We start from the raw sequence: 12,021 nt of genomic DNA, 5'->3' as shown, positions 1-12,021 counted from the left end.
GCGGGATACCGCCATTCTGGTTGGAAACAAACAGAATGCTATCGCTGCATAGTTGAACAGTGATGTTCAGCAGTGTTCAGCGTAAATGTATCAGAGCGCTCCAGCAGCTTGACGCAAGCATACAGAGTATCCAAATGGGGAGTGGGCACCCCCACCAAACGCCCCAACTCGGTGATGGCTCCCACAATGGCCTCGATCTCCGTCCGTCGCCCCAGCTCAACATCCTGCAGCATCGAGGTGCGATGGGATCCCACGCGGGCTGCATCTTCTAGCCGTTCTTCCAAAGAGACCGGCAGCCGGATCCCTAGAGCTTGGGCTACAGCCTCAACTTCCCGCATCACCGACCGAACCAAAGCACGGGTGGGTGGGTATTGGGCAATTTCATCTTGAGCAGCTCGGGTGAGGGCGCTGATGGGATTGAAGGCAGCGTTGCCCCACAGTTTCTGCCAGATCTCGGCCCGAATCTGCGAGGTGAGAGTGGTGGCAAGCTGCGCCTGTTCAAAGATGGCGGCCAAGGACTGCAACCGCCCTGACAGAGATCCATCCGGTTCCCCCAGAATGTAGCGCCCACCCCCTGTGTGCAAGACCACTCCCGGCTCTGCCAACTGCACGGCAATGTACACCACACAGCCAATCACCCGCTCTATCGGCAAATGAGCAGCGATAACCCCTTCTGGATCCACGGAAGTCAGGGAATGCCCCTCAAACTCGCCCCCATGCCGGTAAAAGTACCACCAGGGGATACCATTCTGGGCAATCACAATGGGGGTGTCGGGGCCACACAGGGATCCCAGCCGAGGGGCAAGCTGCGGCAAGCTGTGGGCCTTGACCGTCACTATCAGCCAGTCCTGTGGGCCCAGGGCAGCCGGATCGTCGGTGGCTGTCAACCGCTCTACCCAGGTTTGGGAGGGATCCCCCTGCCGGATCAGCTTCAGACCTTGGGTGCAGATGGCCTGCAGGTGAGCTCCACGGGCCACGACACTGACGGGAAAGCCAGACCGAGCCAGGCATATGGCCAAGTGACTTCCCACCGCCCCAGCGCCAACGATACAAATCTTCATGAGTTTATCATCTTTCCGCCACCCACCTCATATCCAGGTGGCCAATTGACATGGAATTGACATGGAATTGACATGGAGCTGTAACAAGGCCCGATACCGGGCCCGGGAGAAATCCCCGACAGCTTTACTCTGCCCCCCCTTGGGTCACCCTTAGGATCCCATATCCAAGTGCCACGCCCACCAGGGTCAGCACAATGCAGAGTCCAGCAATGGTGAAGATCTCGCCAGCCATAGATTCAGCTTCCTCGCAAATGGGATACATCGCCTTCTCAGGATATCGGATCCCAAGCCCTGGCCTTCACTCCAAGGGTGTAGCGGCCCAAACCCAACTCCTCGAAAAACAGTCGTTCTCCCAGACTTGATGAGATCCGGCTATCCGCCTCTATAATGAAAGCAATTTACAAGTCTTTACCGGCATAGGCTAAATTGTAATGCCTACAGCCGTAAAACTTGTTTGGTGGCTCTCGAATGGCCCGTTGGGCCTCGCGAGTTGTGGAAACGGTTCTAAGTAGGGTCTTGGAGCGCTAGGGATCCTGACTTAACGGGAAACTCCTGAGCAGTTCTTGCCAAAGAGCCGTTCAAGGAAACTGAGGCAAAAGACCCAGGAATTGAGTCTTTATACCTAGGCTCCGCTCCTGCTTCGAAGAAGCAAACTTTGTGGTTTCATTAACGTCCTCATTCATTTAGATGTCTTTAGGGAGTAGTTCAGATGACCATAGCGGTAGGGCGCGTGCGTCAGGAGCGAGGATGGTTCGACATCGTCGATGACTGGCTCAAGCGCGACAGATTCGTGTTTATCGGCTGGTCCGGGCTGCTGCTGTTCCCCTGCGCTTACCTGGCCCTGGGCGGCTGGCTCACCGGCACCACCTTTGTGACTTCCTGGTACACCCACGGGTTGGCCAGCTCCTACCTGGAAGGGTGCAACTTTTTGACCGTAGCCGTCTCCACCCCCGCCGACAGCATGGGGCACAGCCTGCTGCTGCTGTGGGGCCCCGAAGCCCAGGGGGACTTCACCCGCTGGTGCCAGATTGGGGGGCTGTGGACCTTTGTGGCCCTGCACGGAGCGCTGGGACTGATTGGCTTTATGCTGCGGCAATTTGAGATTGCCCGGCTGGTGGGGGTGCGGCCCTACAACGCCATTGCGTTTAGCGCGCCGATAGCGGTGTTTGTGAGCGTGTTTTTGATTTACCCGCTGGGGCAGAGCAGCTGGTTTTTTGCGCCCAGCTTTGGGGTGGCGGGGATTTTCCGGTTTTTGCTGTTTTTCCAGGGGTTCCACAACTGGACGCTGAACCCGTTCCACATGATGGGGGTGGCTGGCGTTTTGGGTGGAGCGCTGTTGTGTGCCATCCATGGGGCGACGGTGGAGAACACCCTGTTTCAGGATGGGGATGCGGCCAGCACCTTTCGGGCGTTTGAGCCGACGCAGTCGGAGGAGACCTACTCGATGGTGACGGCGAACCGGTACTGGAGCCAGATTTTTGGGATAGCGTTTTCCAACAAGCGGTGGCTGCACTTTTTCATGTTGTTTGTGCCGGTGACGGGTTTGTGGATGTCGAGCATTGGGGTAGTGGGGTTGGCGCTGAACCTGCGGGCGTATGACTTTATCAGTCAGGAGGTGCGGGCAGCGGAAGACCCGGAGTTTGAGACGTTTTACACGAAGAACATTTTGCTGAACGAGGGGATTCGGGCGTGGATGGCGCCGCAGGACCAGCCCCATGAGCGCTTTGAGTTCCCTGAAGAAGTCCTCCCCCGCGGCAATGCGCTCTAAACCCACTGAGCTCGCTCGACTTTAGCTGCGGTAGATCCCTAGAGATCTGCTCTGTGAGGATGAGCGCTTGCCCAAGGGATCCCCTGCCGCGGATCCCAGTGGACAGGGAGCCCAACGGCAGGCGCTCGCGTTAACTAAACTTTTTTTGGTGTCTCTTGTTCCTGACTATCATTGGAGGTTGGTCTCTGTGACCTCGACAACATTTGGTTCTGCAGTGGTGCAAGATCGCACCCAAGGCGGATTTGCCTGGTGGGCTGGGAATGCCCGCTTGATTAATCTCTCCGGTCGGCTTTTGGGCGCCCATGTGGCCCACGCTGGCCTGATCGTCTTCTGGGCGGGAGCGATGCTGCTGTTTGAGGTGGCTCACTTCACGCCGGATCGGCCTATGTATGAGCAGGGCCTGATCCTGATGCCCCACGTGGCCACTCTGGGCTGGGGGGTTGGCCCGGGGGGCGAGGTGATTGACACCTACCCCTACTTTGTCATCGGGGTGCTGCACCTGATCTCCAGCGCCGTGCTGGGGTTGGGGGGCATTTATCACGCCATTCGCGGCCCAGAAACTCTGGAGCAGTCTTTCCCCTTCTTCGGCTACGACTGGAAAGACAAGAACAAGATGACCACCATCCTGGGGATCCACCTGATCCTGTTGGGGTTGGGGGCTTTCTTGTTGGTGGCCAAGGCCATGTGGTTTGGCGGTGTCTATGACACCTGGGCTCCAGGGGGTGGCGATGTGCGGGTAATTACCAACCCCACCTTGAACCCCGCTGTGATCTTCGGCTACTTGTTCAAATCTCCCTTTGGTGGGGAAGGCTGGATCATCAGCGTTGACAACATGGAGGATGTGATCGGTGGCCACATTTACATCGGCATTATCTGCATTGCCGGTGGGATCTGGCACATCCTCACCAAGCCCTTTGGTTGGGCCCGCCGCGCCTTCATCTGGTCTGGGGAGGCCTATCTCTCCTACAGCTTGGCGGCGGTTTCCCTGATGAGCTTCATTGCCACCTGCTACATCTGGTTCAACAACACCGTCTACCCCAGCGAGTTCTACGGCCCCACTGGCCCAGAAGCCTCGCAAGCGCAAGCCCTCACCTTCATCGTGCGCGACCAGCGCTTGGGGGCCAACATCGGCCAAGCCCAAGGTCCCACCGGTCTGGGTAAATACCTGATGCGCTCCCCCACGGGCGAGATCATCTTCGGCGGCGAGACGATGCGCTTCTGGGATGTGCGGGCTCCCTGGAAAGAGCCGCTGCTGGGCCCCAATGGCCTGGATCTGGATAAGCTGAAAAACGACATTCAGCCCTGGCAAGCCCGCCGTGCAGTGGAGTACATGACCCATGCGCCGCTGGGATCCCTGAACTCGGTGGGTGGTGTGGCTACCGAGATCAACACGGTGAACTTCACCAGCCCGCGCACCTGGTTGGCTGCTCACAACTTCATCTTCGGCTTCCTGTTCTTCGTGGGTCACCTGTGGCATGCCGGTCGCGCTCGCGCTGCCGCTGCTGGCTTTGAGAAAGGGATCAGCCGCGAGAACGAGCCGGTTTACCGGATGAAGCCGATCCGCTAACTTTGGGTTAGCACAACGGTCTCAATGGTTTGGCTTGGCCCCCATACCGGGGGCCTTTTTTTGGGCATCCCCCCCTCAAGGATTGGCAGAAAGAAAGTTTGGGGTGGAAACTGAAGAGCGCTGAGTCATCAGAGCAGATGCACAAGATCCCTGTTACCGTCATCACCGGATTTCTGGGATCCGGCAAGACCACTTTGATCCGTCACCTTTTGCTCAACAACCAGGGCCGCCGCATTGCCGTGTTGGTGAATGAGTTTGGCGAAGTGGGCATCGACGGCGAGTTGCTGCGGGATTGCCAACTTTGCGAGGGAGAGGGATCCATCCCCATTTTGGAGCTGGCCAACGGCTGCCTCTGTTGCACGGTGCAGGAGGAGTTTTTGCCCACCATGGAAGCCCTGTTGCAACGGCGGGCAGAGCTGGACTGCATCCTGATTGAGACTTCCGGATTGGCCTTGCCCAAGCCCCTGGTGCAAGCTTTCCGCTGGCCCACCATCCGCACGGGCGCCACGGTAGATGCGGTGATTACCGTGGTGGATGGTCAGGCTCTGGCCTCTGGACAACTGGTGGGGGATCTGGCGGCCCTAGAGGCCCAGCGGCAGGCGGACGAGAGCTTGGATCATGACACGCCCATTGAGGAGCTGTTTGAGGATCAGTTGAGCTGCGCCGACTTGGTGTTGCTGACCAAGGTGGATCAGCTCTCTCCTGAACAACAGGCGCAGGTGGAGAGCTGGCTGCGCCGCAAGCTGCCCCCTGGGATCCAAATTCTCCCCTGTGAGCGGGGCCAGGTCTCCCCAGAAGTGCTCTTGGGCTTTAATGCAGCGGTGGAAGACCAGCTCGAGCGCCGCCCCAGCCACCACGATCACGGGGAGGAGCATGAGCACGAAGCTTTTGAGTCTTTCTACCTCAGCTTGGAGGGAGGTTATGAGCCGGGATCCCTGGTGGCTCAGCTACGCCAGTTGGCCCAAGAGGAATGTCTTTACCGGATAAAAGGGTTTGTGGCCGTCCCCTACAAGCCGATGCGCCTGGTGCTGCAGGGGGTGGGATCCCGATTTGAAACCTACTACGACCGCCCCTGGCGACCCCAGGAGCCGCGCTTGACCCGCTTGGTGTTCATTGGGCAAAACCTTAACAGAGAGCGCATTGCCGCCCAACTCCAGGATTTAGCGGTTGACAGGGTGGCGGCGGCCCCCCGGAGCTGATCCCTGTCTCAAGTTGTGGTTGCTTCTGGGCATTGACGCGCTCGCGCAGGCAGGCTACAGGCCCTCACCCCCAGCCCCTTTCCCAAAGAGGGAGGGGCGCAGGTACCTCAAAGGTAGACGTCCAGAAGGGAAGCTAGGGTGGGAAATCGGCAGCGCAAACCCAGCGTTTCTGGGGAAAGGGCCGGGTAAACAAAGTGGCGGTGGCGCAGACAGAACTCGTCCCACTCAGAAAGCTGCACCCGAAAGAGGAAGGCCAGGGCGCGAACGAGAGCCGGGGGCAGAGGCACTCGGAAATAGATCCGTTTTTTGAAATAAGCACACATCTGTTCCACACATTCATCCCAGGAGAGGGGGGGATTGCCCAACACCCAATCGCCGCCACCAGGCAGATGGGCCACCCAATAGGCCACCATCTCGGCCACATCGGCAGCGTGGATAAAGTGGAAGCTGGCATCCACCCGCAAAAAGCGGATCAGATCCAGCCAGCGGAGAACGTCCTTGAGGCCGGCAGTGATGTGGGAGTAGGGGTGGTGGGGGCTGCCGCCAAAGAGCAGGGTGGGATAAAGGGTGAGCAGGCGCTCCGGCCAGAAGCCGCTTTCCTGCCGCCGCAGCAGCATCTCGTACTTGCTGCGGATGTAGTCGGTGCCGGCCCGTCCGGCAATGGCCAAAGGCTCCAGGTCCTGGTTCAAAAGGCTGGCCGTGGAAAAGTAGATCACCTGCTGACAGCGCTCCGGATCCAACAACTGAAAGAGCTCCAGGGTGTGGGTAACATTCACGGCCCAAGCCAGGGCGGGATCCCCCCAAGCTGCCGCCATGTGGATCAGCCCGTCCATCTGGCGCAGCAGAGCGGCGTGTTCCCGGATGCGCAGGAGATCGCCGGGTACTAGGGTGATAGGGGCGGGCAGCCGTTCTAGGGGCAGCCGCAGGCGGCTGGTCTCGCGGATGAGAACGTACAGGTGGTAGGCGGGCCGCTCCGGAAACTCGGGATCCCTTTGCTGGGCCAGGCGCTCCAACACATAGTGCCCCAGGCAGCCGCTAGCGCCGGTAAGAAACAGATTTCGCAAGAGGTCTTCCCAACGGGACTCGATGAAAAAAGCTTCTGACTAGTGTACCGCTTCAGCTTCTGTCTGCCGGACTGCCTGAGCCCTCAATTCCCCTGCAAGAGAGCCGCTCGACTTGGCAAACCCCACACTGGAAATCTGGCCGCAAGGATGTCAGCTAGAAATCGCAGGAGCCCCGCACTGTACCCGTAGGGTCAGTGCCGGGAGGAATGCGCTTTGATGAAGTACAATGAACTTATGAGCCAAGTCCTGACCGTCTCCTGTAAGCTCAAGGCGTCCCAGTCGCAAGCCGCCAAATTGGACGCGACGATGGATGTCTTTGTGCAGGCATTGAACTGGGTCAACCAGAACACGCCGGAGAAGATCGTCAACGCGGTCAAGCTGCAATCCCTTTGCTACTACGAGATTCGAGCCCGGTTCGGCTTGTCCAGTAACTTGGCTCAACAGGTGTGCAGACGGGTGGCAGGCGCTCGCAAAGTGGCGAGACAGCGCAACCGTCCGGTTAAAGAGTTCAAGCGTAGGTTCGTTACCTACGATGCACGTATCTTCTCATTTCGCGAGAAAGACTGGACGGTGTCGCTGACCACGGTTGAAGGGAGAGAACGCTTTGAGCTAGCCATTGGTAACTACCAGAGGGGAATGCTGGCTGGCTCTAACCCCAAATCGGCCACCCTAGTCCAGCGGAAGGATGGCTCCTACTACATCCAGATTTGCGTAGAGGAAAAGCCACCCAAGCAACAAGATACCGACAAGGTGATCGGGGTGGATTTGGGGAGGACAGATATTGCCCATACGTCAGACGGGGACAACTGGAATGGACAGCAGTTGAACCGAGTCCGCGACCACTACTCCCGGTTGAGGGCGGTACTCCAACGCAAAGCCAGTAAGGGCACACGCAGTTCGCGGCGCAGATGCAGAGAACTGTTGCAACGGCTGTCTGGCAAGGAGAGACGCTTTCAGGCGTGGGTCAATCATCGCATCTCCAAAGCTATTGTCTCTAGGGCAAAAGCTACCAACAGCGCTATCGCCCTGGAAGACCTGACAGGGATCCGGGAAAGGGTCAATCAACAGCCACGCAGCAAAACCGAAAGGCGCAGGGCCAACAGTTGGGCGTTCTACCAACTACGTCAATTTCTGGAATACAAGGCGAGGGTTGCAGGGGTTTCTCTGATTCTTGTTCCGCCTGCCTACACGTCGCAGACCTGCCACAAGTGTTTGCACATCCATCCCGATCCTGCGCAATCCTACCGCAGTGGCAAGTCGTTCAAGTGTGGGCACTGTGGATGGGAAGGGGATGCGGATTTGAATGGTGCGAATGTGATTGCGCTCTTGGGGGCTGTCGTAAACCAGCCTAGAGGTCCGGGCTTGTTTTGTTCTCTGGTAGAGCAGAGCAGGCTCAGGGCTACTGAAAGCCCGCTCCGTACCGCTTAGCGGTCGGAGCCGGGTAGTTTACCATAGTTCGACAAGAATCCAACTCAAAGAGCATATCCGAATATCCATCTGCATCTGTGGCTGTAACCTCTTCTCCGCCTTCCCGTTCCCGCGCTTTTGGCCTTTGGCCGCCGCTGGCCTTGGTTTTGCAGCGGCTGACCCAAGCGGTGCCGGTGCTGCTGTTGATCACGGTGCTCAGCTTTTTGCTCTTGCAGCTGGCCCCCGGAGATTTTTTGGATCCCTTGCGGGCGGATCCCAGTGTCAGCCAGGAGTTTATTGCCCAAGAGGAAGCGCGGCTGGGGTTGGATAAGCCCTTGGTTTGGCAGTACTTGACCTGGCTGGGCAACCTGCTGCAAGGGGATTTCGGGGTGAGCTACACCTATCGCGTGCCGGTAGCACAGCTCATCCTCTCCCGCGCCGGCGCTACCTTGCTGTTGGCGGTGTCCTCTGTGGTGCTGACTTGGCTGATCGCCATTCCCCTAGGGATCCTGGGGGCGCTGCGGCAGAACACCCCCCTGGATCGGGCGTTGCAGTTGCTCAGCTACCTGGGCCAGGCCATGCCCAGCTTCGTGCTGGCCATTTTGCTGCTAATTGTGGCCCAAAACGTGAGCTGGCTGCCGGTAGGGGGGATGACCAGTGTTTATTTTGCCGAGCTTAGTTTGGGGGAAAAGTTGCTGGATCTGGGCCGCCACCTGCTCCTGCCCACGCTGGCCCTGAGCATCACCAGCTTTGCCGGGCTGCAGCGGATTACGCGCGGCAATTTCTTGGATGTGCTGCGGCAGGAATACATCCAGGCGGCGCGGGCCCGTGGGATCCCGGAGTGGCGGGTGATCTGGTTGCACGCGCTGCGCAACGCCGTCAACCCCTTGATCACGATCTTGGGCTTTGAGTTTGCCAATCTGCTCAGCGGCTCTTTTATTGCCGAGTTTTTCTTCAATTGGCCGGGGCTGGGCAAGCTGCTCTTGGAGGCTGTTCAAAGTTTCGACATCAATGTGGTGATGGCGGGGCTTCTGCTGGGGGCCGTGATGCTCATTCTGGGCAATTTGTTGGCCGATTTGCTCCTGATGTGGGTGGATCCCCGTATCCGACCCGACTCGTTTTTTAGTTAGCCATTGCTGCTACGGATCCCTCAAACAGGCGGCTCAATTGTGGAGACAATATCCCGAATCACCGCCTCAGCCTCTTGCCGTCGGTTGCCGGCCATCTCTCCCGACCCGGCCAGAGAAACCCGATGGGTCAGTACCGGCACGAACAGTGCTTGCAGATCTTCTGGTAGACAAAAGCTGCGCCCCTTCACCAGCGCCTGAGCCCGTGCTGCCCGCGCCAAGGCCAGGGCTCCACGGGTGGATACCCCCGCCCGCAGCAGCTTGGACACGCGAGTGGCCTGCACCACCTGCAGAAGATAGTCCGCCAGGGATCCATCCAAATACACCTGATCCACCGCCGACTGAATCTCCCGCAACTCCATCAGGGAGAGAACCGGCTGCAGAGCATCCACCGGCTCGGCCTGTTGCCGTTGCAAGAGTAAAGCTCGCTCTACCTCAGGGCTGGGGTAGCCAATCGACAGCCGTACCAAAAACCGATCCAACTGGCTTTCTGGGAGGGGATAGGTGCCGTGGTACTCCAAAGGATTTTGGGTGGCCAACACCATAAATGGGCTGGGCAGCGGGTAGGTGCGATCGTCCAGCGAAACCTGCTTTTCCGCCATTGCCTCCAGCAGGGCACTTTGGGTGCGGGGCGAGGTGCGATTGATTTCATCCGCCAAGACCACGTGGGCAAAAATGGGGCCGGGACGAAATTCAAAATCCCCTTTTTCTTTGTTGAAAAGGGTGAGGCCAAGGATATCTGTCGGCAATAGGTCGCTGGTAAATTGAATCCGCTGAAACTTGGCTCCCAAACTGTGGGCGATGGCCCGCGCCAAAGTGGTCTTGCCTACACCGGGCACATCTTCAAGCAAAACATGACCTTCCGCAACCAAGGCCGTGACCACCGCCTGCACCACCTGCGACTTGCCCTGAAACACGGATTCGATATTGGCAATCAGCTTGCCAATCTGTTGGTGCAAGGTTTGTAATCGCTCCGCTGGGATCCGTGCTGAACCAGACCGGGTGCTGACACTCGCCATAAACCATTCCCAAAGGGGCCTATTCCACCTTACAGGCTGGATCCCATTGCCAGCTCAGGGCGGGATCCCGCTAAACCCCAGTGAAAAACCGGAGTATCATAGACCTAAGCCCTCCACAAGGATGGATATCTTGGAACTGTCTTGCAAAAGTGAATATGCTCTCCTGGCCCTTCTGGAATTGGCCCAGCACTACAGCGATGGCCAGGTGCTGCAGATTAAAGAAATTGCGGCTCATCAGTCCATACCCGACCGCTACTTGGAGCAATTGCTGGCCACCTTGCGCAGGCAGGGGTTGGTGCGCAGCCAACGGGGATCCAAGGGAGGCTACTTCCTGGCCCGAGCGCCCTGGCAGATCTCGCTGTGGGACGTTATTCAGGCCATCGAGGGGGAGGATCTCACCCGTTCCCGCGACTTGCCCTCGGGCGATCTCACCCCAGAGCGGGAAGTGCTCCTGAAGGCCTGGCAAGAGGCTCAAGCTGCGGCGGTAGCCATTCTCCAAAAGACCACCCTGCAAGACCTCTGCGACCGGCAGGCACAACAGCAACAAGCTCGGCTTATGTACTACATTTAAGCCAGAGGCTGGGATCCTTGGAAGGTTTTGGGTTATCCTGAAACCCACTGCTTTTTGAATTGAGCCCTTCCATGACCGTTCGCTCTTCTCGCTCTCAGGCTGCCGATACGTTTTCCGCGGAAGATTTTGCCCAAGCTTTAGACAGGCAAAACCTCAGCTTCCAACCGGGGCAGGTGGTGCAAGGCCGCATTTTCCAACATCAGAACGATGGCGCTCTGGTGGATATTGGCGGCAAATCCCCGGCCTTTCTGCCTCTCAAAGAAGCAGGGATCCGCCCAGGGGAAGATTTGAGTGCCCTCTTTCCCCTAAAAACAGAAGCCGAGTTTCTCATCTTGCGAGAAGATGCAGAAGGACAAATTGTGCTCTCGGCGCGGCGGCTGAGGCTGAAGCGGCTTTGGGAAGAGCTGGCCCAGAAGCAAGCCAACGGCCAGACGGTAACCGTTCCGGTGATCGCCACCAACAAAGGGGGGGTGGTGGTGGATGTGCAGGGGCTGCGCGGCTTCATTCCCCGCTCCCACCTCAGCCAACGGGAAAGTCTGGAGGAGTTGGTGGGGCAATCCTTGACAGCAAGCTTTATCGAGGTGAACCCAGAAGCCAACAAGCTGGTGCTCTCCCAAAGGGCGGCTGTAAAGTCCGAGAACCTGAGCCGCTACACCAGTGGCCAAGTGGTGGAAGGCAAAGTCAGCGGACTAAAACCCTTCGGTGTGTTTGTGGACTTGGAAGAAGGGGTAACCGGGCTGTTGCACATCAAGCAGGTCAGCCAAAGTTTTGTAGCCTCGCTACCGGATTTGTTCAAACCAGGCCAACGCATCAAAGCTGTTGTCATCGATGTGGATGAGGCCAAGGGACGGATGGCCCTCTCCCTGCGGGTGCTGGAAAAGCATCCGGGCGAGGTGCTGGAGCAGCTGGACAGGGTTATGGAGGAGGCCGAAGAGCGGGCCGGTAAACTCAAGGGGAGAATAACATCCGACGGCCAAGTCATCTGATCCCATCTCTGCCTCGAGTTCGGATGCAAAACCTGCAGAGGGAAAGCAAGACGCCTTACGGCAATCAGAGGAAAATCACTTCCAAGGGATCCCATACGGGATCCTTTTTTTCATCCCGTGCTCAACGCCTTACGGCAATCAGAGGAAAATCACGGTACTCTAGGTCGTGTTGATCTTATGTTAGGATAGAGAGAATAATTTATAGAGGAAAGAGGATGAAGTTGGTTTTTTTAGATGAAAACAAATGGCAGA

The 12,021-nt window shown here is 58.0% G+C and carries 11 protein-coding genes; 7 read left to right on the top strand and 4 right to left on the bottom strand.

The annotated features are described in order from the left end of the window. Nucleotides 1-38: 38 nt before the first annotated feature. Nucleotides 39-1,061, bottom strand: a complete 1,023-nt coding sequence (locus ACVWXE_RS13470; RefSeq protein WP_457490554.1) for a ketopantoate reductase family protein — start codon at nt 1,059-1,061, stop codon at nt 39-41. Between the two features lie 124 nt (nt 1,062-1,185). Then, nucleotides 1,186-1,293, bottom strand: coding sequence for a cytochrome b6-f complex subunit PetM (gene petM, locus ACVWXE_RS13465; RefSeq protein WP_414329137.1), 108 nt, complete (start codon nt 1,291-1,293; stop codon nt 1,186-1,188). A gap of 477 nt (nt 1,294-1,770) precedes the next feature. Between petM and psbD the strand changes: the two genes are divergently transcribed. From psbD to cobW, 3 genes are all read left to right on the top strand, one after another. Then, complete coding sequence (gene psbD, locus ACVWXE_RS13460; protein WP_414332488.1) at nt 1,771-2,829, top strand: photosystem II D2 protein (photosystem q(a) protein); 1,059 nt, start codon at nt 1,771-1,773, stop codon at nt 2,827-2,829. Nucleotides 2,830-3,016: 187 nt separating this feature from the next. Then, nucleotides 3,017-4,396 (top strand): photosystem II reaction center protein CP43, encoded by a 1,380-nt coding sequence (gene psbC, locus ACVWXE_RS13455; protein ID WP_369791763.1) that lies wholly within the window; start codon nt 3,017-3,019, stop codon nt 4,394-4,396. 137 nt (nt 4,397-4,533) lie between these two features. Next, the gene (cobW, locus tag ACVWXE_RS13450; RefSeq protein WP_457490553.1) at nt 4,534-5,595 is read left to right on the top strand and encodes a cobalamin biosynthesis protein CobW; all 1,062 of its coding nucleotides are present in this window, start codon (nt 4,534-4,536) and stop codon (nt 5,593-5,595) included. A 107-nt stretch (nt 5,596-5,702) separates the two neighbouring features. On the opposite strand, the gene ACVWXE_RS13445 is transcribed toward cobW, so the two are convergent. Beyond that, on the bottom strand, nt 5,703-6,659 hold the full coding sequence (locus ACVWXE_RS13445; RefSeq protein ID WP_457490552.1) for an NAD-dependent epimerase/dehydratase family protein: 957 nt from the start codon (nt 6,657-6,659) through the stop codon (nt 5,703-5,705). Nucleotides 6,660-6,893: 234 nt separating this feature from the next. Here ACVWXE_RS13445 and ACVWXE_RS13440 point away from each other — a divergent pair, with 234 nt between their 5' ends. Beyond that, complete coding sequence (locus ACVWXE_RS13440) at nt 6,894-8,087, top strand: RNA-guided endonuclease InsQ/TnpB family protein (protein WP_457490555.1); 1,194 nt, start codon at nt 6,894-6,896, stop codon at nt 8,085-8,087. Nucleotides 8,088-8,164: 77 nt separating this feature from the next. Continuing rightward, nucleotides 8,165-9,196 (top strand): ABC transporter permease, encoded by a 1,032-nt coding sequence (locus ACVWXE_RS13435; protein WP_457490551.1) that lies wholly within the window; start codon nt 8,165-8,167, stop codon nt 9,194-9,196. A 20-nt stretch (nt 9,197-9,216) separates the two neighbouring features. Here the strand turns inward: ACVWXE_RS13435 and ACVWXE_RS13430 are convergent, their stop codons facing one another. Further along, entirely contained in the window at nt 9,217-10,212 is a 996-nt protein-coding gene (locus ACVWXE_RS13430) for an AAA family ATPase (RefSeq protein WP_414342457.1), read from the bottom strand. A gap of 130 nt (nt 10,213-10,342) precedes the next feature. On the opposite strand from ACVWXE_RS13430, the gene ACVWXE_RS13425 reads away from it, so the two are divergent. Together ACVWXE_RS13425 and ACVWXE_RS13420 are read left to right on the top strand one after the other, a co-directional pair. Next, entirely contained in the window at nt 10,343-10,783 is a 441-nt protein-coding gene (locus tag ACVWXE_RS13425; protein ID WP_457490550.1) for an RrF2 family transcriptional regulator, read from the top strand. Between the two features lie 71 nt (nt 10,784-10,854). Next, on the top strand, nt 10,855-11,769 hold the full coding sequence (locus ACVWXE_RS13420; RefSeq protein ID WP_414342454.1) for a S1 RNA-binding domain-containing protein: 915 nt from the start codon (nt 10,855-10,857) through the stop codon (nt 11,767-11,769). The last annotated feature ends 252 nt before the right edge of the window (nt 11,770-12,021 follow it).

The sequence above is a fragment of the Thermostichus sp. MS-CIW-41 genome, from assembly GCF_054058915.1.
Note: the sequence above shows the minus strand (reverse complement) of the source record. Positions and strands in the feature narration are given on the sequence as shown.